Here is a 22,424-nt window from a genome sequence, read left to right on the forward strand (position 1 = left end):
GGTTTCGGTAATGATGATGTTTTCCGGATTCAACTCTTTTTTGACCAATTTGTTCAAATCCGAATTGATGGAAGACCTGAGGCTGGTAAAATTACGCCGTTTGGATCTGATTTTGGCTGGATTATCCCCGGTATCCCATATCCGTCGGATCAGGGCGTCCGCATCTATGGCTGTTAATTCGTTCAGGGCGTCTTCGGAGGGATAAAATGACCGAATGGCCTGAACCGCTTTGTATTTTACTGTTCCGGGCCTGTAGTTGAGGTTCTCTATGGTCTGGTGAATGCCGGATAATGTAATGGATACATTGGCCAAGGGAGCGGCTCTCCTAATTAGTTTAGATGTGGTCAGATTCCTTATGGTGTCAACGCTTCTGTATTATGATATATCCGCAAGGAGATTTCAACCGAACGATTTATCAGTCGCCATAGGGCAGAAGCCCCGTAAACCGACCTTTTCCGTTGCTATTTTTTAGAAATATGCTAAGAATATAGAAACTATGAGCCATATATTGACAATTTCAGGGCCGAGGGGCGGGTCGGGAAAAAGCGTAACCGCCTTGAATCTTTCTGCTTCCATGGGCCTTTATAATAAAAAAGTTCTTCTGGTTGACTGCGATCCTTTGGGGGCGGTAAGCCGGTGGTCCGGCGTGGAGACAGTCCAATGCCCTTTTGACCTGGCCTCGGTGCTGAGGGGAAAGACTCCCCTGGACCGGGCGGTGGTCAAAACTCAGTTCCCCTCATTGGATGTGCTTCCGGCAGGCACGGACTTATTTGCCCTTTCCTTGAACCTGTCCAGAGCAGCAGCCAACGAGAAAATACTTAGGTTGCTCATGGAAGATATCCGCCGGGATTACAATTTTATTATTTTGGATGCCCCGTCATCCTGTGGTTTTTTGAGCATTGCGGCCATGACCGCCGCGGACCGGCTGGTCGCTGCAATGAGCGGGGAAGATGGCTGGATCGGGGATTTTTACGCCTTGCTGAAATCCGTCCAATATATCCGCAAGTCCCATGACAGGGATTTGAAAATAGCCGGTATTTCCCTGAACAGGTGCAGCGATTCCCAGGACTGGGCAGACGGGGATGTTGATGGGGGGGGCAGCGGCATGCGGGACCTGCTCTATGACAATCGTATTCCTGATGACAGAACGGTTCAGGAAGCCGTCGGCAAAAAGACCCCGCTGGTGCTTTATGATGTAAATGCCCCGGCGGCCCGGGCATATCTGGGCCTTGCCAGGGAAATCATCCTTTCGTTTAACTGAAAATTGAGGTGATCCTTTGAAGCTTACAAATTCAGAATCTATCCAGGAAAGTGAGAAGGAATTTATTGATACGATCAATGCCGAGCTTGACTGGGATGCCATTGAACAGATGCTCCTGGACAAACACGGATTTTCAGTTCAGGACGATGTGGACTACAAAGACGGCAACCTGATTGTCCACAATAATGAGATTGCGTATAAATTCGATTTTGAAATCAAGGTTCCCCTCTCGGTGATATTCAACCGGGAAGGAGAATGTCTTGAGATCAGCACCCGGAAAGAGGACGATCCTGCAGCCGGAGAAGAGGATGAACCAGGAGAGGCCACAATGGAGAACGGCCCCCTGTCAGGAATGCCGCCAGAGGAGCGCCAGGCCAGAGGGGGGGAGATGGTTTCGGAAATTGCGGATATGATCTCTGAAATCAATAAAGAAGGAGAATAAGGTAGATGGAATCGGTTCAGGAAAACGGCACCACCCCGGAAGATGTCAGAAGCCATCTGGATGAAATCCTTACCAGGGAAATTGTCGCATTCATTGATGTGGATTCCGATTCGGCCATGATGTCCTTTAATCTGGCCACCATTTCATGTGTTACCATTATTGTGGAGCGGGAACGGGAGATAAAACAGTATGCGGATTTTCCCCCTGAGCGTTACACCGTGGACAGTTTTACTTCTGAGCTGGTGGATATCGGCCTGGATAATGATGATTATCTGAAAAGCGCCATTACCGCCTCCCTGAACAGTGGCTATATCAGCCAAACCAATGGCGAACTCAGGGCTGAAATGGCCGCTTTCATGATGGCCGGCCTTCTGGATTCCATGTTCCCGGGGATGCAGGGCATGAATCTCATTGCCTTTGTCCTCCAGATGAACGACGAGGTGAACTCCGGAAGAAAGACATTGGAACTGGCCAAGCAGAGCTTTGCCAGTTCATTGAAAACCCGAGGCGTTGCCGTATCCCAGGACCGGGCCGAACAGCGGGCCAGCGAAATGGCTGAGGGGGTCCAGCAGACCGTTACGGCCAGGTCCAGAGAAATTTCCACTCAGTTGAAAAAAGAGAACCTTAACCGCCTCTCACGGCTGATCCGGACCCGGAAAAAGAAAACCGGAGAATACCGGGAGCGGGTCAAGGTCCAGGATGTGTTCGACAAGGGGCCGACCAAAGAGGAAATTGAGGCGGAAAAGCAGGAAATCCGCCATGCCGAAGAGGTGGCCAGAAAGGCTGCAGACCTTGCCCGGCAACTGGCCGAAAAGGATGAGAAAATAAAAGAGGCCGAAGAGGCTGCAGCAGACCTTGCCCGCCAGCTCAAGGCCCTGGACGAGATGGAGAAAACCCTGGAATCTGTAAGGGAAGAGGCCAGGGAGGCAAAAGCAAAGGCCGCCGAACTGGAGGCCAGGGAAGCGCTGATGGCTGAAAAAGAGGCCCGGCTCAAGGCGCTGGAAGAGGAGATCCGTCTCAAAGAAGAGGAAGCCCGCAGGGCGGAAAGCGCCCGGACTGAGGGTGGCAAAGATCCCGGGGACGAGGATGATATCGAATCCCGTATCGCTGCATTTGAAATGGAACTGGCCATGCCCTGTCCCCTGTGCGCCGAAGGCAAAATAGAAGAAAAGACCACAGAAAAGGGAAAAGTCTTTTTTTCATGCAGCCGGAAGGACTGCCGGTTTGTGTCCTGGGATAAACCGTATCATTTTGAATGTCCGCTGTGCAAAAATCCTTTTTTAACTGAAATGGATAGCCCGACAGGGGAAAAAGGATTGAAGTGCCCCCGGGCAGCCTGTTCCTATACCCAAAACAACCTTCTTGACCCCAAACAAAATATGGCGGCAGCAGCGGATGCGGCCGCACCCAAAAAAAAGAAAAAGAAAATTGTAAGGAGACGAAAGAGGCGGTAATGGAAATTCCTTTTATGGACGACCGGCTTGGGCGTATTTTCGCCAAGGTGCGGCAGGGTTCCCGTCTTTCCAAGGAAGACGGGATTTGTATTTATGATACCCCGGACCTCCAGGGGCTGGGAAGGATAGCCGACCATGTGCGGCAGGCCCGGCACGGCAAAAAAGCCTTTTATGTTTATAACCAGCACCTGAATTACACCAATATCTGTAAAAACAGGTGTAAGTTTTGTGCCTATGCCAAGGACAGGGGGGAAGACGGATCCTATATCTGGCCCATTGCCGAGATTGAAAAGCGACTTTTGGAACGGATTGACGAGCCCGTGTCCGAGCTTCACATCGTCGGCGGCCTCAATGAAGAGCTTACCTTTGAGTATTTCATCGACTTGCTAAAAACGGTGAAGCGGATCCGGCCGGGGGCGGCCGTCAAAGCATTTACCTGCGTGGAGATAGATTATCTGTCCAATCTGTCGGGGCTGAGCCTTGAAGATACCGTGGCGCGGCTAAAGGACGCCGGCCTGGACATGATGCCAGGCGGAGGGGCTGAGGTGCTGAACACCAGAATCCATGATGCGCTGTTTCCTAAGAAAATCGGCCACCAGCGGTGGCTTGAAATCGTCAAAACCGTTCATCGGGCCGGAATAAAGACCAATGCCACCATGCTCTACGGCCACATAGAGACCATGGAGGAACGGGTGGAACACCTGATGAAGCTTCGGGAGATCCAGGACGAGACCGGCGGGTTTTCCGCCTTTATTCCCCTGGCCTTCCACTCACAGAATACCCAGCTTGAGGAATTGCCCCCGACAACGGCGGTGGACGATCTGAAGAATATTGCGGCAGCCCGGCTGATGCTGGACAACTTTGACCATATCAAGGCCTATTGGGTGATGATCGGCGAGTCCCTGGCCCAGGTGGCCCTGAATTTCGGAGCCGATGATCTGGACGGGACCATCATCGAGGAGCGGATTACCCATACGGCAGGGGCCAAGTCCGCCAAGGGGCTGGCCCGGGATGAGATGGTGCACATGATCCGGGCAGCCGGATTTGAGCCGGTGCAACGGGATTCCTTTTACAATCCGGTTGCCGCCAATTCATAAAACGGGCAGAAAAAGATGCAGCGAGAAATGAAACATATTATTGAAAATATCCAGGCAGACCGGCGCATCAGCGGCGAAGAGGCCCTTGAACTCCTACGCCATGCCGATCTATTGACCCTGGGCGGGCTTGCCAACGCCCGACGGTTCCGACTCCATCCGGAAAAGCGGGTCACCTTTGTGGTGGACCGGAATATAAACTATACCAATGTGTGCGTGTCCGGATGCAGATTCTGCGCCTTTTATGCCACCCCCGGTTCTGGAAAGGGATATATTCTTTCCCAGGAGGAACTGGGGGCCAAAATTCAGGAAACCCTGGACCTCGGCGGTACCCAGATCCTGCTTCAGGGGGGGATGCACCCGGACCTGGGCATTGAGTTTTACGAGGGGATGCTCAGGTTCATCAAAGGGAATTATCCCATCCACATTCACGGGTTCTCTCCACCGGAAATTGATTTTATTGCCCATAAATCAGGACTGACCGTTGAAGCCACCATCGCCCGCCTCAAGGCGGCGGGGCTTGCCTCCATTCCCGGGGGCGGGGCGGAAATTCTCTGCGACGACATCCGGCATAAGGCGTCTCCCAACAAATGCGGGGCCGATGCCTGGCTTGAGGTCATGCGCAAAGCCCACAAGGCTGGTATGCGGTCTTCGGCCACCATGATGTTCGGCCACCTGGAAGAAGATATCCATCTCATAGAGCATATGGAAAAAATCCGCTCCCTCCAGGATGAAACAGGCGGATTCACCGCCTTTATTCCCTGGACCTTCCAGCCCACCAACACTAAGATCCATGTGAGGAAAAAAACAAGTGCCGAATATCTAAAAGTCCTGGCACTGAGCCGGGTTTTTCTGGACAATATTGAGAATGTCCAGGCCTCCTGGGTGACCCAGGGGGACAAGATCGCCCAGGCCGCCCTGTTTTTCGGTGCCAATGATATGGGGTCCACCATGATCGAAGAAAACGTGGTGGCCTCGGCAGGGGTGGATTTCATGCTGCCTGAAAGCGAACTGCGCCGCCTCATTGAAACCGCAGGGTTTGAGCCCCGGCAGCGTGATTGCTACTACAACCTGCTATGAGCCGACCCGGATCCGGAATAAGATTCATTCATCCGGCTGCCGGGGGCTGCTTCCACAGTCGCTGGATTGTCTGCAGCCGGGATCAGGTGATTGAAAACGGATATATTGAAACCGAAAATGGAAAGATTAAATCCGTTTCCAGGGTAAAACCCAGGGGGACGGTGACGGATCTGGGACCGGGCGTCATACTGCCGGCACTGGTCAATGCCCATACCCACCTGGAATTGTCCGCGCTCCACGGCGCTGTCCCCTTTGACCGGGGATTTGCGGTATGGGTGCAGGAATTGCTCGCCAGGCGGGAAGCCATTGGAACGGAGCGCCTTCGGGAGGCTGCCGCCGCCGAAGCTGAACGCCTTCCAATCATGGGCACAGGGGTGGTCGGTGAAATTTCCACCCTTGGTATTACCCGGGACATCCTCAGGAACCTGGGGCTTTCCGGGGTCTGGTTCCAGGAAATTTTAGGGGGAATGGATATCAGTGACGGCCTTGAAAAATCACCGGACCTTTCCTATTCCATGGCCGGACATGCCCCGCATACCACAGGGCCGGACAGGCTTTGCCGGCTGAAAAAGATCACCCAAGCCAGCGGCCTTGTCTTTTCCATCCACCTGGCTGAATCCCGGACGGAATCGGAGTTTCTGGATACAGGCGCCGGCGCCTGGGCCGATTTTCTGGCCGCCAGGGGCATTGATACCGGGGACTGGCCTCTGGGCAACACCACCCCGGTCTGGTATTTGAACCGCCTGGGCATTTTAGGGCCCGGGACCCTGGCTGTCCATCTGCTCCGGGCCGATGCCCGGGACATGGAGATTCTGGCCCGGACCGGCACGCGGGTTTGTATCTGCCCCAGGAGCAACGAAAACCTCCACCGGCGCCTGCCCGATATTGGCCTCATGCTTGAAAAGGGGATTGAACCGGCCCTGGGAACGGACAGCCTGGCCTCCTGCGATTCCTTGAATCTGTTTGATGAAATGGCCTTTATCCGGCGCAAATATCCGGACCTCCGGCCCGAAATACTATTTTCAATGGCTACGGTATACGGGGCCAGGGCCTTGGGCGTTGGGCAGAATTGGGGAGAGCTCTCCCCTGGGAAGCCTGCCTGTTTTTTATATGCAAACCTATCTGTATCCGGCCAAAATCAAATTTTTGAAAGACTGACCGCCAATGAAATCTAATGTATTAATGGGAAAAATTTCCTATATCAACGCCTCTCCGGTCTATTACGGCCTGGACCACGGCATGCTTCCCAAATGGCTGAAACTGGTGCCTGATGTGCCCACGGCCCTGAATGCCAGTATCAAAAAGGGGGAGATAGATATCAGTCCGATATCGGCGGCCTTCTACGCCATGAACCACGAAGACCTCCTGGTGCTGCCGGATCTTTCCATTTCCTGCAACGGTGACGTGCTCAGCGTAATCTGCGCCAGCAATTATCCCCTGGACGAACTAAGCGGAAAACAGGTGATGTTTTCCAATGAGTCGGCCACCTCTTCCTCGCTGCTGAAAATGATTTTTTCCCGCAGGGGGATTACCCCCCGGTTCAGGGTCGGATCCGTGACCGCCATCGACCAGGTGCCGGCAGATGTGGACGCGATAATGGTCATCGGGGATACCGCCCTGACCCAGCCCTGGGAACGGCGTTTCAAAAACCGGTTTGACCTGGGGCGGGTCTGGCATGAGATGACGGGCCTGCCCTTTGTTTTTGCCCTCTGGGTGGTCAGAAAGTCCTTTGCAGAGAAATACCCGGATATGACGGCTGCGGCCCATAACCTGCTGCTTTCCTCCATGGCCATGGGATATAAGAATCTTGATACCGTTATCAGAGCCGGGCAGAAAAAGCTCTGCCTTTCCAGTGATTTGATCAAATTATATTATGAGTTGCTCATTTGTGACCTCGACAGGTCCAAGGTCAGGGCCATGGGAGTTTTCTTCGATTCTCTCCATGACCAAGGCATTTTGGCCCGTAAGGCTGAGATTAAGTTTTTTACCCCCTGATTTCCGGCCACAGCCTTGACTTCTATGAATTTTTTGTACTATGGCTGTTAATAACAGCCATGGTGGCCGATTCATTTTACCCAGGGCGTCTCGCCAGAGGTGAAAAACTGCGAATGCGTGACTGTTTTTTATGGAAGTCATCTTTGTAACGACTCAACCGGAAAGGAGACCGCTTATGCCGGATAAGAAGAGGCCGGAAAACAGGAGGCGGGAGTTCATCAAATGCGTGGGGGTTGGTGCTGCCGTTGGAGCTGCCGGTGTCGCCGGCGTGCTGGGCGGTGCCCCGTCAAAAGTTGCTGCTGCAGCGGGAGAAAAGCAAGTCCGGACCGGGAACGCCATTCAATGGCGCATGGCAACCGCATGGCCCGCCGGCTTTCCCATACTGGGGGAGGGGGCTGAGAACTTTTCCCGCTGGGTGGGCGAGATGAGCGGCGGCAGGCTTAATATCCGGATCCTGGGCGAAGATGATGCCTTACCGCCGCTGACAATTTTTAATGCCGTAAGCAATGGTGAAATTGAAATGGGGAACGGCGCCTCGTATTTCTGGGCCCATAAATCACCGGCCATGTATTTCTTTTCTGCTGTCCCCTTTGGATTAAACGCCCAGGCCCTGAATACCTGGCTTTATTCCGGGGGCGGCATGGCTCTCTGGGACGAGGTCTATGCCCGGTTTAACCTGAAACCCTTTCCGGCGGGCAACACCGGTATGCAGATGGGGGGCTGGTTCAACCGGAAAATCAATACCATGGAAGACCTGAAGGGCCTGAAGATGAGGATTGGCGGCCTTGGCGCCAGGGTCCTTGAGCGGGCCGGGGGAAAGCCGGTTGTGGTCGACGGCCGGGAAATCCGAAACCGTTTGGCCGGGGGCCTCATCCATGCCACGGAATGGGCCGGCCCCTACCATGATCTGGAAATGGGGCTGCATAAGACCGCCAGATATTATTACTATCCGGGATGGCAGGAATCAGGTACGGGTATTGAAGCCATGGTGAACCTTGACGCCTGGAAAAGCCTGCCCGCTGATCTTAAAGCCATAGTGGAGGCCGCTGCGAGCCGATGCAATACCTGGATGCTGGCTGAATATGAGGAACGGAACTCCAGGGCCTTGAAAACTCTTGTTTCCCGCAACGGGGTCCAGCTTCGAAGGTTTCCAAAGCCGGTGCTTCAGGGGCTGGAGCGCATCGCCCGAACAGTGGTGGCCGAAGCCGGAGGCGCAGACCGCCTTAGCCGGCGTGTTTATGCGTCCTATCGACGGTTCCAAAGCCATGCCGCCGGCTGGCAACGCACCAGCGAAGAGATGTACCAGTTATAAATGGCTTTATTAAAGTCTGTTTAACCGGTAGCTGGCCAATCAGTCACCGGCCTCCAAGGGAAGGGTAAAGGTAAAGGTGGTGCCCTTTTCCGGAGAGGAGGTAAAGGCAACCTTACCTTTTAAATAGGATTCACCGAATAATTTCATTGAATAGGTGCCAAGCCCACGGCCCTTTCCTGTCTTGGAACTGTAATACCGTTGGAATATCCGTTTTTGCACCGGAGCCGGGATGTGTGACCGGTTCCAGATTTCCCATTTTACTGAGGTATTGTCCAGGAGGGTGACGGCGATGCGGATCTCTCCCGCCGGCGGTGTGGCCTCCAGGGCATTGATCACCATGTTGCCGAGTACCCGCGCCAGGAGGAGGTGATCCGTGTTCAGGATGATATCCTCTTTGGGCCAGTCGGATGAAATCCTTTTGCCGGAAGAGGCTTTGTGGCCGCTGATGATTCCTTCCAGTTCCTTTTTGATCTGGCTCATGCAGACAGGAAGTGTAACCGGTGTGTATGCGGCATCCCTGTGGTGGGAAAACTCTTTTTGAACGCCAATTTCATTTACCAGCCGTTCGATGCTTCTGCAAATGGCGGCGATATCCCGGTTATCCGGTTCGGTCATCTGCAGCATCTGGGCATTGCCGTAAAGGGCGGTCAGGGTATTGTTGATATCATGAAAAAAGACGCGATCCATATTCAGCCAAAATTGCTGCTGGGTTATATCGTGGGCGTAAAATAGAATCCAGCGGTTCCCGTCAACTGTGATGGGTTTGGCACGTACCTTGAGGCAGATATCTGAAATACTCCCTTTCCGGTCGGATACAAGAGCGCAGATCTGTTCCTTTTCGATGTCGTCGTCAATGGCCGACATCATGGCAATCGCCGCACCGCATGTTTCGCAGTGCTCTGTGGTGCCGCAGCCCGACGGCTCTTTAAATGCATGGATACAGCGCAGGCTTTCCCCGAGCCTCAATCCCAGTACATCTTCAATGTCTGGCAGGCCGAGTTCCTCCAAAAAAACATGATTCAGCGCAACGATCTGCCGGTCCTGATTCAATACCACCAGAATCCCGGAGGAAACTTCCAGCACAGCATTCATTACCGGGCTTTTGCTGATATCCTTTATCTGATTCCTTATTTTCCGCCGGTCTGTTCGGCGTGCCGGGGCAAAATATGTATCCATAACTTCTCTCGCAATAATGATACGTTGAAAGTGAGGATAAGTGTGGAGCGGATTTCTGTCAATAAAAAAAGCGCTGACAAAGCAGCGCTTGTTTTTATGAAACTGTCTTAAAAGCTGGTCGGGATGAGAGGATTTGAACCTCCGACCCCCTCGTCCCGAACGAGGTGCTCTACCAGGCTGAGCCACATCCCGACGCTGAAGACGCTATTAGATATACCAAAAAAAAAGAAAAGTCAATTTAGAAAATGCTTTCTTTTATAATTGTTGCTTCCCGGCCCGGACCAACGGATACAATTTTGATTTTAACATCGGAAAGCTCTTCCACACGTTTAAGGTAATTTTTTGCTTTTTCAGGCAGTTGGTCGTATTCAGTGATGCCTGAAGTATTTTCCTTCCAGCCGGGGTGGGTTTCATACACCGGGGTGCATTTTTCAAGAATTTTGATTTCAGGAGGAAAATGTTCAATGACCTTGCCATCGTAGCTGTACCCGGTGCAGATTTTAATTTCATCCAGATCATCCAGAACGTCCAGCTTGGTGATGGCCAGTCCGGTGAGGCTGTTCAGCCGGGCGGAATTTCTGAGTACGACCATGTCCAGCCATCCGCAGCGGCGCTTGCGGCCCGTTGTGGCCCCGAATTCTGCACCGGTCTTCTGAATTTTATCACCTGTTTCGTCGAAGAGTTCTGTGGGGAAGGGACCCGCTCCCACGCGGGTGGTATAGGCTTTTACAATGCCGATGATTTCATTGAGCTGTCCAGGTCCCACACCGGAACCGTTGGCTGCATTTCCGGATACAGTGGATGAGGAGGTGACAAAGGGGTAGGTGCCGTGTTCAATATCAAGGTGAGTGCCCTGTGCGCCTTCGAACAAAACTGTTTTTCCCTGCTTGATGCCTTCGAACAGGGAAACAGATACGTCATCAATGTATGGGAGCAGGCGTTCCCTTACTTTTTTGAACTGGTCGATGACAAGCTCCGGATCCAGGGTTTCAGCCTTGAAATAATGTTTCAGGTAAAAGTTTTTTTCCTCCATGATGGTGATGACTTTTTCCTGGAACAAATCAAAATCCAGCAGGTCACAGAATCTGATTCCCCTGCGGGTCGCCTTATCCTCGTAGCAGGGGCCGATGCCCCGGCCGGTGGTTCCGATTTTGTTTTTTCCCTTTTTCTCTTCCCTGGCCTTATCAATTTCTTGGTGGTAAGGCATGATGATGTGGGCCCGGTTACTTACCTTCAGCATTTTCGGGGAGACATCAATATTATTATCAGTCAGGTAATCGATTTCATCTAAAAGTACAAAGGGGTCGACCACCACACCGTTTCCGATGTAGCATTTTTTCTGCTGGATGATGCCTGAAGGAATCAGGTGGCTGATAATTTCCTTGCCGTTAACTACCATGGTGTGCCCGGCATTGTTTCCGCCCTGGAATCTGACCACGCAGTCCGCATGTTCACTGAGCAGGTCAACTATTTTTCCTTTTCCTTCATCCCCCCACTGGGTTCCCACAACAACTGTGTTTGTCACGGTTTCTCCTTTTTTTTCTAAAAAAGCCTTTAATAATCGCTTTTGCTTCTTCTTCGCATATGCCCGGCACAATTTCCGGGCTGTGGTTCAATCGATGATCTTCCGCCATTTTATATAATGAAGCGGCCGCCCCCCATTTGGGATCCGGCGCACCGTAAACAACCCGGTCGATCCGGGTATGAATAATGGCGCCCATACACATGATGCAGGGTTCGATGGTCACATAGAGGCTGGTTTTAGGCAGACGGTAATTGTTCAGGCGGTTACAGGCCGCGCGTATGGCATTGATTTCCGCATGGCTCGTAGGATCATGGGTAGAAATGGGCCGGTTAAACCCCCGGCCGATGATCCGCTGGTTCTCATCCACAATGACAGCCCCCACCGGGACTTCATCCATCTCTTCTGCTTTTTGTGCCTCCTTAATGGCAAGCATCATGTAGTATTCATCATTCATCTTCCAACGTACACTTATATAAGCCTTTTTCTTCAAGGTCAAATTATTAATCCGGCCTGGGGTAAAAAAAACTTCACGAGATCCATAAAATAGCTTTACATAGCTAAAAGCCTCTGGTATAAAGTCCGAGTTGTTTGGGCGCCCGTAGCTCAGCTGGATAGAGTACTTGACTACGAATCAAGGGGTCGCGTGTTCGAATCGCGCCGGGCGCGCCACAAACAGCAAGGGTTTTCAGCCTTCAGGTTGGAAGCCTTTTTTAGTTTTTTGGTAAGCTACCCCCACATAGCCCCCACTTTCTAAGTGATGGGGGCTGATTTAAAATGATATAAAGTGAAGGTTGTTCCGCTTTTCTTTTTCCAATCACATTTTCCCTGATTGAAAAACGGTCCTCATTTCTAAATGTTTCTCAAGCTGACCCCCATTCCATATCACAGAACTAAAAGAACACGGTCAGGTAGTCTTGAGTGATTCCTTGATTGTGTTGTAGTGGTGGGGCATGCCCCCCAAAAACAGTACAATGTGATATGTTAGGATCTCCGAGCTAAAAAGGAGATCAAGATGAAAAAGAAACGCTATTCTGAAGAACAGATCGTCAAAATTCTGCTTGAAGCCGAGAAACAGGAAAGACCTATCGCTGAATTCTGCAAGCTGGGAGGATTCTCCGAGCAAAGCTATTACCGCTGGAAAAAGAAATACGGTGGCATGTCCGTTCCGGATGTAAAGCGGCTGCGAGAGTTGGAGAAGGAGAACGTACGATTAAAAAGGCTCCTGGCTGAACGGGACCTCGAAGTTGATGCTCTAAAGGCGGTGGTCTCAAAAAAGTGGTAAAGGTCCCGGATCGCAGGAAAGCCGTACATACTATGACGGAACGGGGCCTTTCAGAATACAAAGCATGTCTGTTTTTGAAGATAAGTCGGTCAAGCTACAGATACCAAGCAAACCCAAGGGATGACACTGTTTTGGTTATCTGGCTAAGAACATTCTCTGGTAAGTATCCGAGGCATGGGTACCGCCAGGCCCATATGCAGTTGGTCAGATCCGGGATGATCATCAATCATAAGAAAGTCGAGCGGCTCTGGCAGGAACAAGGGCTGTGCGTGCCGAGGGTCAGGCGCAAGAGGCGGCGTGGCAAGGGGACAACGCTGCCAATATCAGCGAAGTATCCCAATCATGTATGGACCTATGATTTCATGGAAGATTCCTGCCTTGAAGGGCAGCGGCTGAGATTTTTAACGGTGGTTGACGAATATACACGAGAAAGCCTGGCAATCCACATTGATACCTCAATACCATCTTCACAGGTGAAAATCGTTTTGCAGATTCTATTTGCAACCCGTGGGGTTCCAACATACATCAGGAGCGATAATGGGCCTGAGTTTATTGCATATAAAATCCAGGACTGGCTCAAAGAGCAAGGGGTGAAAACCAAGTACATTGAGCCAGGCAAACCATGGCAGAATCCTTTTGGAGAAAGCTTTAACAGCCGGTTCAGAGACGAATGTCTGAATCAGGAGGTCTTCTATTCCGTCCCGGATGCCAGGGCAATCATAGAGACGTGGCGCCAGTACTACAACACGAAAAGATTGCATAGCAGCCTGGGATATCAGACACCGGAAAACATTAGAAAGGAATGGGAACAATCTTATATGGGGGCTCTGCCCCCAAGCCCCCGGGGTTTAACGCCTACGGGCCATCCGGATGGGCCAAAGGAAAAGGCCACGCTATGAACATGGCCCATCCGTATTGGCACCTGCCGCAGTGCTCGGGTCGCTCCCCAGCGTTGCCCTATCCCCTGGGCAGGTATTTGAAAAGTAGCAAAGGAAGTGGTACACAACAACAATATTTTGAAAATTCGGAGCCTTCCTAACATTGCGGGTTGTACTAAAGAAGGGGGCAAGTCAAATCGTAAAACTTTATTTTGTAGTTAATTGGGTAAACTTTAAATAATATTACGTGATGAATCACGATGCAGTGCTTAAGATGGGGGTGGAAAACTCGAAAGCTGATTCTACGAATAGATGGACGCTAACTTTTAGTAAAAAGGTAATATTGCATTTAGCTTTCGTTATCCTCAATTTGCACAAATCGGATAGTTTTAAAAGGCTAAAAACTTACCGGGAATGACCGTTTGTATATCTTTCAAGCCGGAGCGCCTTTAGAGAAAAGGTATCAAATTGAGCCAATACTGGATTCTATTGCCGAGAGTATCAAATAGCATGACTCTGATTCAGGGAAAAACGGCCCTAGGAATTTCAGAGGGGAAAAGGGTGGGGTAAATCAGGTTCATATTGAAATAGATCGTGTTCGGGATCTTATCTCCACGGGATAGGCTTGGTTCATTCCAACCCCTGTACCATTTAGACTGCATTTGACCACCTGCTTTTACCGGGTGTGCAATAATTGAGTAGTTGCGAATAAATGTGCGGGTTGTTTCCCATCCCTCTATGTTGATTGTTAGCGGCGTTTCTCCAACATAGTTTTTGTTGACTTCAATTTTGGCACCTGATGGCTCAGATACTATTTTTACTGGAAAAATTTTTACTTGATTCTTAGGAGAAGTGGATATTTGCTTGGGTGTCGTCTTGCAGCCGCTCAAGAGAGAAAGAATCACAGCAGCTATTAAAAAGTTTATGGCCAATGAGTTTTTCATTTTGATCCCTCTAGTCATTTTGGTACAGCTTTTCATCGAATGCCTCCTTGTACAGGCACCGAAAAAAACGAATCACTCTTCTTCCCGGATCACTTTATCCCCAACCGTTTCAATGAGCTGTTCCAGGATTTTGGCATCCCGTTTATCCGCAGGTCGCCAGGCGTTGCGAAGAACCCAATCCCCCTCGTTGTCAAATTTTACATCGGATATAACAATTTCTGTGTATTTAAGATTAGGGTCATCCTTGTGGTGTGGCCAGACTTCAAACGCTCTTAAATTGGAAATCTCCAAGGTGAATTTTTCACAAATTCGGGGGATAATGTATTCAATACTGTTGGTTGTTGATATTCCAGTGTCATCTCCCTGGTCTATTAGAAGTACCCAGGTGGCGCCGGTAATGGCTTCTTGGGCAATAATCAGGTGACAAAACGAATCCAATAGGTTTGGATTGTTCTGTTCTCTTTCGGTTCCGGAACCTTTCCAATTGTAGATAGACGAATATGTTACGTTGAAGTACATGCGTTTCCCTATGATTTTCAAGCCTAGCTGGTTGTAACCTGCTTTGATTGTATCATGTCAGTCTCGGCCGGATTTTGGTTTCATGATTTGTAATTGCCACGATATCAATGAATAGGCAATGGAAAAATGGGCAATGTGGATTAACGGGGCTTGTCTGGACAAATTGGAGATGATAGTGACCAATATTTTCCCCATAAAGCCCCGCGTACAAGATAAGAGTGCAATGCCAAAATAATCAGGCCTGTGTGAATTTTCCTGGGGATGATTAATAAACTTTGATCCTCAAAATTGAATATGATAATTAAATTGGGTAACCCCATTCTATAAATAATTCATTCAAGGACCTTTGGTAATGAACGCAGATGATCCTATCATAATTGATGCCCATGCCCACTGTGGTATACAGGATCATTCATTTGACCAGTCTTTTGAGTCTTATTTTTCCTATGCAAGGCACACGGGGATCTCAGGCGTCGTTGCCTTTCCTCCGGTGGCTGAAATATATGACCGCTCTGACTATTATTTCCAGGATAATGATTATTGGGTCAATCGACGGACCCGGGCAAACCGGTACCTTTTAAGTGCTGGCAACAATGACCTTCAAGTCATCCCCTATTTTTTTATCTGGAATGATTTTGCCGTAGATCAGATCACTTCTAAACATAAGGGCATAAAATGGCACCGACATCCTTCAGAACCTGAGTATGAGTATGACTCGGGCAAGTGCGAGGCTGCCATAAAGACAATAACCCAAAAAAATATGCCCGTTGTTCTGGAGGAGGAGTTTTCCAATACCCTTAAATTTATAAATAATTACGCCCCTGATGCCCGGGTTATCATTCCCCATCTCGGGGGGCTAAACGGAGGGTATAAAAAGATTGCCCAGGCAGGATTGTGGGAAAATCCAAGAGTATATGCGGATACAGCCCTTGCATCTGTTTATGAAATTGAGCATTACCTGGAGAATTATGGATATGAGCGAATCATGTTTGGGTCGGATTTCCCATTTGGAGATCCTGCTGCCGAACTCAAAAAAATCATAGACCTTAATTTGAGGAAGGCTATTGAAAAGGCGGTTTTATCCGGGAATTTAATTCGATTACTCTCTGAGAGCAATATATGACTTCTATATATCATTCCGTCCGGCGGCATTGAACTGCAGATTATAAGATCAGCCGGGAAATTTTCCCCCTACCGAAGCAAACAAATGTTCAGACATAGGCTTTACCTTGAATTGCTCCTTGCGACTGCGGAGAGTTTGCCTTGAAATGACTGATGGTTGTCAGGCGGTTAAGAAAAATTTAGGTGAATTTTCTCCCAAGCCCTGCAAGACCAAGAAGGAAAAATCCAATACCAAGCATGAATGCAGGGTCAAACTTTGTCTGGGAAAAGGAAATGATATTTGCAAATGCAATAGAAGAGGTGAGTATGCAGGCTGTAATTACTGCCAGGACAAGTATTGTTTTCATTTATGGCCTCCTGAGTGTGATCGATATTCGCCTATGGTAGATAGCAAAATAGATGCCAGGAGAGATGTTGCTTAATTATCAATGGTTTATGGTTTTGTATGATTTGGCTTTGCGAAACCGTGGATAAAAAAGAATGAAAATTAGGTAAAAAAAGTTATAAAATATTGCTTTTTGTGCCTACAGGCAAAGAGATGCTGATATTGAGATTTCCTGTGTGGATGTTATAGTTTTATTTTTCAAGACGAATGGCCAGTGGAAAGTAAGGATAAAGGAAGTAAATTGAAATCATTTTATAATGCTTTAGGAAGATGCAAATCAAACCTGGTTTTTAATCCATGGGTTGACACTGACCCCGACAACGATATTGATAAGGACGGACCGAAAAAAAGATTATCCAATCTTAAATCCTATCTGGCTGAGCGCAAAGAGGCTGAATACCTTCTCTTGGCTGAAGCACTTGGATACCAGGGCGGGCATTTTACCGGTATTCCGATGACCTCGGAAAGAATTGTTCTTGGAAAGATGGGGCACAAGGGAATTGCTCCGGAACATGTGTGCAACACCCCATTGAACAGAACGAGCAACCAGAGGAGGCACAAAGACGGCTTCAATGAACCCACAGCAACAATTGTCTGGGGGAAATTGATAAGTGAGGGGCTGGATACCAGGAATTTTGTTTTCTGGAATGCGTTCCCATGGCATCCGTATAAAGCCTGTGGCAATATTTTATCCAACAGAACGCCAACCGTATCGGAGCTGAAGGAGGGCGAGGTGGTCATCAGGATGCTTTTAGACGTTTTCAATTTCAGAAAAATCATAGCCCTGGGAAATAAGGCCGAAATCAGTTTAAACAAGATCGGCATACACGCGGAAAAGGTAAGGCATCCGGCTATGGGCGGGGCTGAAAAATTCAGAGAACAATTCCTGCAAATAGTTCGTGGATAGGCGATGCGTTATTGGCAAGGCGAAAGGGTGGATTGGGATAGACTGCAAAAGAATTTGCCCTGGGTTTGAATAAATAATGAGGATAAGTGACAGGATCATATGATATGAGAGTTTTGTTCTGGTATTGCGACAGATTTGTCTGGACCCCGACCATGAAGACCCTTGAAGATGTTCCGGAGTCGGCGTCCGGTGAGCGGGATGAGGTGGTGGTGGCCTTTGTGCATGTGGAGCCCGGGGACGTGGAAGCGGGCAGTTCTGCGGAAACCAAATTGGTGAAAAACGCCAAATGGGTGGCCCGGAAATGGGAGGTGTCCAAGGTGCTTCTCCATTCCTTTACCCACCTGGGAGAAGAAAAAGCCGGACCTGATGAGGCAAAGTCTCTTTTGGAACGGGCAAAAAACCGGTTGATAAAGGCAGGGTATGAGGCCGATTTAACGGCGTTCGGCTATTATAACGACCTGAGCATTGAGGCCAAGGGACACCCGTTGGCCAGAATTTTTAAACAGTTTTGATCAGAAATTTCCAGATAATTACCTGTTTACCAGATAAATACCCGTTCCCACCAGGATAAGGGCAAAGATCAGGGCGGCCGTCAGCGGCTCGCCCAGGACAACGGCACCGGCTGCCACCCCGAATAAAGGGGTCAGAAAGGTAAATGGGGCGATTTTGGATACCGGATATTCCCGGATCAGCCAGAACCATGCAATATAGGTGATAAAGGCGACCCATAGGATCTGGTAGGCCAGGCAGGCCGTGACCTCAGGACGCCAGTTCAGTCCCACGGTTTCCCCGAGGGCTGCTGAGGCTGCAAAAAGGATAGGGGCTGATATACCCAGCTGGTATAACAGGGTTTTTCCCGGTGGGATGCGGGAGAGGGGAGAGGCCTTGATGGTGACGGTAACCGTGCCCCAGAGCAGGGCTGCCCCAAGTATCATGGCGTCTCCCAGAAGCATTTCCCGGCTTGGCATCTTGAGTGATTCATGGAATGCGATCATGATCCCGCAAAAGGCAATGAGCATCCCCAATACCTGACTGCGCCTCAGTTTTTCTGATGTTACAAAGAGGTGGGCACCGAGGGCCACCACAAAAGGAGAGGTGTTCAGAAAAATGCCAGACCTGGAGGCGTTGGTGAACTCGAGGCCCCAGTAGATCAGGATGAATTCGCCGGCAAAGAGGGTGCCGATGATGATTCCCCATGGCAGTGTGCCGTCCCTGGCAAATATGGGCTGGTTTTTGAATTTCATCCATAGCATGACCAGCAGGCCTGAACCCGCGGACCTGAGTGCGGCCTGGAATACCGGGGGGATTTGGGTGACTCCGATTTTGATGGCCACCTGGTTTACCCCCCAGGAGGCGCAGAGAATAATCAGCAGCACCACTCCTTTTATGTCAATCTGCTTGTTTTCAGGCATCATGGCATTCTCTTATAGGGTATCCACTATCTATAATCCAGTTAAAAAAGAATTTTTAGGGATGCGGCGGATGTTTTTTTCTGGTATATTACCGCCCTTGCATAGGATAGATGCGCCGGTTTATTCCGGCGGGGAAGGTCGCGGGGAACAATTTATCAGTCAACATTCTGGATTTAAGGATACAAAATAAGGCAGCGAGATGAAGGGCTTGGAATTAAGCGAGCGGTATTATTCGGAAGTGGGGAAAGATACGTTTTCAAAACGGTTTGGCGCGTTGATGGACAGGGTGGCCGTGGGGTTGGCCGGTCCGGGGTCGGAATGTTTTGGATTTGATGATGAATTTTCCCGGGACCATGACTGGGGACCGGGATTCTGCCTTTGGGTGACCCGGGATGACTTTCAGCGGTACGGCCGTGAACTTCAGGAATGTTACGACGCGCTGCCTAAAGATTTTCTAGGTTTCGGCCCGAGGCGGGAGAGCGCCGGTGAAACCGGCCGGGTCGGTGTGATGGTAATTGAGGCGTTTTTCAAACGGTACACCGGTTTGGACCACCCGCCCCAGAATCTTGATGAATGGGATATCCCCAGTGCCAACCTGGCCCTGTGCGTTAACGGCCGGGTTTTTTCCGATCCGCTGGGAACATTTTCCCAATGGCGCAGGGACCTGGAGGGATTCTATCCCCGGGACATATGGCTTAAAAAAATTGCCGACGCCTGCATGAGGGCAGGACAATCCGGCCAGTATAACTGGCAGCGGGGAATCCAGCGCAATGATCCCTTTGTGATTCAAACGGCCAAGACTGCATTCTGCAAAGAAATTTTCAAGCTGGTCTTTCTGCTGAATAAAGCTTATGCGCCGTACTATAAATGGTTGGCTGCCGGTGCCCGGCAATTGCCTTTTATGGGCGGGGACATTTACAGTCTGGTATGCCGGCTTCTTGGCGTAAATGATGCCGGCACTTCCGGGGGGCAGGCCTGGCAGGCCGCCGGGGAGCTGCTGGATACTATCTGTCAGAAAATGATTCAGGCCCTGAGCGATAAGGGGGTAAGTGATGGAAACCGCCCCTTTTTGATAGACCATGTGCCCAGTATCCTAAGCCGGATAGGTGACGAGGAATTCAGGGGCAGGCAGTGGCAGGGCGCCTCGGATGGCAATAGCCAAGCCAGGGGGGATGCCAAGTCCGGACCCGCCCCGTCCGGGGGAGACGGACAGGAATTGTCAAAACGAGAATTGATCTCCAATATTCTTAAGCGGGAATGGGCGATGTTTTCAACGGTGAATGACCGGGCTGATCTGGACCCGGCCCGGAAGAATTGCCCCACATGCAGGGATTTCCCTGAAGAATTCCGGCTTCACAGGACCGCCCAGCTGATGGTCTGGTCCCCAAAGACCCTGTCCCTCTATCTCAAGGACCTGGAGGACGCCCAGGTTCGGCAGAAAAATCTGATGACCTATAAATATGCCAGGATGGAGAATCTCATCCCAAAGGAGAACAACAGCCGCTATATAGACCTGATTGCCGATGTACTGGTGGAATGGCAGAACGCATTTATCAGCAAGTATCCCGGTATCATGTCCGGCGGAAGACCCCTGACCCGGGAAGAGGACCGGGCCGATATCGTCTCCTTTGAAACCTATCTCAGGGGCGAGCTGGAAACCTATTCGGAACGAACCCTGGCCTCTTTGTATGACGATATCCTGGACTGCCGGAACCACGGCGAGACCTTTCCGGAACGGATTTACGGATATCTGGTCCGGGAAAAGGGCTATGATTCCCTAAACCGGGCGGAGGGCGCAAGGCGCCTTGCCTAATCGGCCAGGCGCTGATCGTACATGGAGCCAACCCCGTACTCGTCCCTTCGCATAAATTTGTCTACTGCCGGGCCGATGAGCTGCATTTCGGGGTTTTTTTTCTGGACATCCTGGGCAATCCGCATTTCCTTGGTGCATCCGGTGCTGTAGGTGGAATCTTTGCCGATCCATTCCGGCGGCACCTTTTTATTCAATAGGGCAAAGCTTTCCGCGATGTCCTCCGAGGTCTGGAAGCGCCAGATATCAATATATCCGCTCCGCTGTACAATTTCCCACATATACATGAGGTCGTCGGCATCCATACCCTGTTCATAATAGAGCGAGGGATTGATGATGAAAAGGTTTGCAGACTGGTTGTGAAGGTGGTCGATGAATTGGCCCATGATTTTTTTGGCCACATCGATTTTGCCGGGAATTGAGCCGATGATGCCGCTGTAGAACATAACGGTCATGTTTCTGGCCTTGGCCCCTTTCATCTGGTCGATTATCTTACCGGCCTTTTCTTCAAGGTCCGTGTGGGAAAAGTTGATGAAATCCGGGTGCCGTGGTTTGAAAACTACGGACAGGCCGCCTTCTTCGGCTGTTATATTGATGATGTCCCGGGTGAACCGGAAATGGGTATGGATGAGGCGGTTTTTCTGCTCGTTTCCCCTTGAAATTATGCAGTCCACCTCTTTGAATATTCTGGAAAAAGCGGTGGAAACCAGCAGCAGATTCAGGGTTTCCTGGGTCCCGTCGGAGACCACATAAAGGTTTTCATCCTGTTTCAGACGCTGGACCAGCTTGTTTTTGCTGATGGTTTTGTCATGGATGAAATGGGCGTTTCCAAGGGCGTCTGCCAGGGTGTTGTCGGTGCGGATATCCGTGAGGGAGATCTTGTTAAAAAACGGGGTTTCCTTGACCGCCAGGATGACAACATGGCCAAGTTCCGCCAGAAATTTGGCAATGGCGATATCAATAACCGCGTCACCGGCTTCATCCAGCAGCCATAGGAATTTGCTTTTGGGCCGGTGGAGCAGGGGGAGCAACCGGTCAAGGCCCTGGCCGGAAATTTTGACATCAAAGAACGCTTTGACTGCTGCAAGGGACGGTACCTTGAAGTCCCTGTCCTGCCAGAGGTTCCCCTGGGCCAGGAGGCTGAGCAGCCTTAGAAATTCAATTTCTTTTATTTTTTTTCGCAGCTGGTAAAGGTTTAATTCCTCAATATTGTCAATGGTGCCGTTGATGTGGTTCAAGGCCTTTTTAAAGGTTTCAGATGCAATGAGCCTGCTGGCCCTTTTGTTTTCTTCTTTTTTGCGGTTGGCATAAGGGTCTTCAATGTGGGTCCGGCTCAAAAAAATCTTATAGAGGCGTTTCTCCAATCGTGAGGGGATGAGCAGGTGGCTGCTGATTTCGTGGTCATATTTAATTTTGAGCAGGGACCTAAGAAATTTTTTATCATATTCGGAATCGATGAATTCATCCACCAGCCCGATAATTTTGTCGTATACGGCATTGTACCGCTCATTGATGAATCGTCCGTTTTTCCGGGACATGATGGCGGAAAACATTTTGTCCGAGCAGGGGTAGAATCGTTCATCTATTTCTGGAAAAACCATGAATTCGATCTGTTCCAGGGTGCCGACCTTGGTGGGGTAGGCAAAGGGGTCGATGTGATTTTCAAGGAAGAAAGCGGTGAGCCATGCGTTCTGGTTCGGATCATCTTCCATTATTCGCCATGGAGTGTGCGCAGCTTCAGTCATAAGATCTCCTTTGTGCCGTCTCAAATATATCAAAAAAACCTTATCACTTTAGATTGGGATTTACAAATCCGGGCGGAAGGA

22 protein-coding genes and 2 tRNA genes are annotated in these 22,424 nt (G+C 50.2%); 15 read left to right on the forward strand and 9 right to left on the reverse strand.

Annotated features, from left to right (window positions below):
* The first annotated feature begins 496 nt into the window (after nucleotides 1–496).
* The 8 genes from HUN04_26000 (at nucleotide 497) to HUN04_26035 (ending at nucleotide 8,638) form a co-directional block, all read left to right on the forward strand.
* Nucleotides 497–1,261: a ParA family protein gene (locus HUN04_26000; GenBank protein ID WDP92988.1), complete on the forward strand. Its 765-nt coding sequence runs from the start codon at nucleotides 497–499 to the stop codon at nucleotides 1,259–1,261.
* A gap of 16 nt (nucleotides 1,262–1,277) precedes the next feature.
* The gene (locus HUN04_26005) at nucleotides 1,278–1,703 is read left to right on the forward strand and encodes a hypothetical protein (protein WDP92989.1); all 426 of its coding nucleotides are present in this window, start codon (nucleotides 1,278–1,280) and stop codon (nucleotides 1,701–1,703) included.
* A gap of 5 nt (nucleotides 1,704–1,708) precedes the next feature.
* Nucleotides 1,709–3,157: a DNA topoisomerase I gene (locus HUN04_26010; GenBank protein ID WDP92990.1), complete on the forward strand. Its 1,449-nt coding sequence runs from the start codon at nucleotides 1,709–1,711 to the stop codon at nucleotides 3,155–3,157.
* A complete protein-coding gene (gene mqnE, locus HUN04_26015) occupies nucleotides 3,157–4,254 on the forward strand; it encodes an aminofutalosine synthase MqnE (protein WDP92991.1) in 1,098 nt (365 codons plus the stop codon). Before HUN04_26010 ends, mqnE begins: the two co-directional genes overlap by 1 nt.
* 27 nt (nucleotides 4,255–4,281) lie before the next feature.
* Nucleotides 4,282–5,331, forward strand: coding sequence for a dehypoxanthine futalosine cyclase (mqnC, locus tag HUN04_26020; protein WDP93410.1), 1,050 nt, complete (start codon nucleotides 4,282–4,284; stop codon nucleotides 5,329–5,331).
* A gap of 86 nt (nucleotides 5,332–5,417) precedes the next feature.
* The gene (locus HUN04_26025) at nucleotides 5,418–6,506 is read left to right on the forward strand and encodes an amidohydrolase family protein (protein ID WDP92992.1); all 1,089 of its coding nucleotides are present in this window, start codon (nucleotides 5,418–5,420) and stop codon (nucleotides 6,504–6,506) included.
* Nucleotides 6,496–7,326, forward strand: a complete 831-nt coding sequence (locus tag HUN04_26030) for a menaquinone biosynthesis protein (GenBank protein ID WDP92993.1) — start codon at nucleotides 6,496–6,498, stop codon at nucleotides 7,324–7,326. The genes HUN04_26025 and HUN04_26030 overlap by 11 nt, the downstream gene beginning before the upstream one ends.
* 175 nt (nucleotides 7,327–7,501) lie before the next feature.
* Complete coding sequence (locus tag HUN04_26035) at nucleotides 7,502–8,638, forward strand: TRAP transporter substrate-binding protein (GenBank protein ID WDP92994.1); 1,137 nt, start codon at nucleotides 7,502–7,504, stop codon at nucleotides 8,636–8,638.
* Nucleotides 8,639–8,677: 39 nt separating this feature from the next.
* Here HUN04_26035 and HUN04_26040 read toward each other — a convergent pair whose 3' ends face one another.
* The 4 genes from HUN04_26040 to tadA form a co-directional block, all read right to left on the reverse strand.
* Complete coding sequence (locus tag HUN04_26040; GenBank protein WDP92995.1) at nucleotides 8,678–9,814, reverse strand: HAMP domain-containing histidine kinase; 1,137 nt, start codon at nucleotides 9,812–9,814, stop codon at nucleotides 8,678–8,680.
* Nucleotides 9,815–9,929: 115 nt separating this feature from the next.
* Nucleotides 9,930–10,006, reverse strand: a tRNA-Pro gene (locus HUN04_26045).
* A gap of 46 nt (nucleotides 10,007–10,052) precedes the next feature.
* Complete coding sequence (locus HUN04_26050) at nucleotides 10,053–11,339, reverse strand: adenylosuccinate synthase (GenBank protein WDP92996.1); 1,287 nt, start codon at nucleotides 11,337–11,339, stop codon at nucleotides 10,053–10,055.
* Nucleotides 11,299–11,793 carry a tRNA adenosine(34) deaminase TadA gene (tadA, locus tag HUN04_26055; protein ID WDP92997.1) on the reverse strand — a complete coding sequence of 165 codons (495 nt, stop codon included), beginning with the start codon at nucleotides 11,791–11,793 and terminating at the stop codon, nucleotides 11,299–11,301. Before tadA ends, HUN04_26050 begins: the two co-directional genes overlap by 41 nt.
* A 138-nt stretch (nucleotides 11,794–11,931) precedes the next feature.
* Here tadA and HUN04_26060 point away from each other — a divergent pair.
* The 3 genes from HUN04_26060 (at nucleotide 11,932) to HUN04_26070 (ending at nucleotide 13,520) form a co-directional block, all read left to right on the forward strand.
* Nucleotides 11,932–12,008: transfer RNA gene (locus HUN04_26060), tRNA-Arg, on the forward strand.
* A 343-nt stretch (nucleotides 12,009–12,351) separates the two neighbouring features.
* The gene (locus tag HUN04_26065) at nucleotides 12,352–12,621 is read left to right on the forward strand and encodes a transposase (protein WDP92998.1); all 270 of its coding nucleotides are present in this window, start codon (nucleotides 12,352–12,354) and stop codon (nucleotides 12,619–12,621) included.
* A gap of 32 nt (nucleotides 12,622–12,653) precedes the next feature.
* A complete protein-coding gene (locus tag HUN04_26070; GenBank protein WDP92999.1) occupies nucleotides 12,654–13,520 on the forward strand; it encodes an IS3 family transposase in 867 nt (288 codons plus the stop codon).
* A gap of 500 nt (nucleotides 13,521–14,020) precedes the next feature.
* Here HUN04_26070 and HUN04_26075 read toward each other — a convergent pair whose 3' ends face one another.
* Together HUN04_26075 and HUN04_26080 are read right to left on the reverse strand one after the other, a co-directional pair.
* Nucleotides 14,021–14,479, reverse strand: coding sequence for a PEGA domain-containing protein (locus tag HUN04_26075; protein WDP93000.1), 459 nt, complete (start codon nucleotides 14,477–14,479; stop codon nucleotides 14,021–14,023).
* Nucleotides 14,480–14,515: 36 nt separating this feature from the next.
* Nucleotides 14,516–14,962: a hypothetical protein gene (locus tag HUN04_26080; GenBank protein WDP93001.1), complete on the reverse strand. Its 447-nt coding sequence runs from the start codon at nucleotides 14,960–14,962 to the stop codon at nucleotides 14,516–14,518.
* A 352-nt stretch (nucleotides 14,963–15,314) separates the two neighbouring features.
* On the opposite strand from HUN04_26080, the gene HUN04_26085 reads away from it, so the two are divergent.
* Nucleotides 15,315–16,085, forward strand: coding sequence for an amidohydrolase family protein (locus tag HUN04_26085; protein WDP93002.1), 771 nt, complete (start codon nucleotides 15,315–15,317; stop codon nucleotides 16,083–16,085).
* Between the two features lie 178 nt (nucleotides 16,086–16,263).
* Here HUN04_26085 and HUN04_26090 read toward each other — a convergent pair whose 3' ends face one another.
* Nucleotides 16,264–16,431 carry a hypothetical protein gene (locus HUN04_26090; GenBank protein WDP93003.1) on the reverse strand — a complete coding sequence of 56 codons (168 nt, stop codon included), beginning with the start codon at nucleotides 16,429–16,431 and terminating at the stop codon, nucleotides 16,264–16,266.
* Nucleotides 16,432–16,710: 279 nt separating this feature from the next.
* On the opposite strand from HUN04_26090, the gene HUN04_26095 reads away from it, so the two are divergent.
* Entirely contained in the window at nucleotides 16,711–17,376 is a 666-nt protein-coding gene (locus HUN04_26095; protein WDP93004.1) for a uracil-DNA glycosylase, read from the forward strand.
* 104 nt (nucleotides 17,377–17,480) lie between these two features.
* Nucleotides 17,481–17,888 carry a hypothetical protein gene (locus HUN04_26100; GenBank protein ID WDP93005.1) on the forward strand — a complete coding sequence of 136 codons (408 nt, stop codon included), beginning with the start codon at nucleotides 17,481–17,483 and terminating at the stop codon, nucleotides 17,886–17,888.
* An 18-nt stretch (nucleotides 17,889–17,906) separates the two neighbouring features.
* On the opposite strand, the gene HUN04_26105 is transcribed toward HUN04_26100, so the two are convergent.
* The gene (locus tag HUN04_26105) at nucleotides 17,907–18,791 is read right to left on the reverse strand and encodes a DMT family transporter (protein ID WDP93006.1); all 885 of its coding nucleotides are present in this window, start codon (nucleotides 18,789–18,791) and stop codon (nucleotides 17,907–17,909) included.
* A gap of 196 nt (nucleotides 18,792–18,987) precedes the next feature.
* On the opposite strand from HUN04_26105, the gene HUN04_26110 reads away from it, so the two are divergent.
* Nucleotides 18,988–20,601, forward strand: coding sequence for a DUF4125 family protein (locus HUN04_26110; GenBank protein ID WDP93007.1), 1,614 nt, complete (start codon nucleotides 18,988–18,990; stop codon nucleotides 20,599–20,601).
* Here the strand turns inward: HUN04_26110 and HUN04_26115 are convergent.
* Nucleotides 20,598–22,310 carry a DUF89 family protein gene (locus HUN04_26115; protein ID WDP93411.1) on the reverse strand — a complete coding sequence of 571 codons (1,713 nt, stop codon included), beginning with the start codon at nucleotides 22,308–22,310 and terminating at the stop codon, nucleotides 20,598–20,600. The genes HUN04_26110 and HUN04_26115 overlap by 4 nt on opposite strands.
* Nucleotides 22,311–22,424 lie beyond the last annotated feature (114 nt).

It is taken from the genome of Desulfobacter sp., assembly GCA_028768525.1.
Lineage (GTDB): Bacteria > Desulfobacterota > Desulfobacteria > Desulfobacterales > Desulfobacteraceae > Desulfobacter.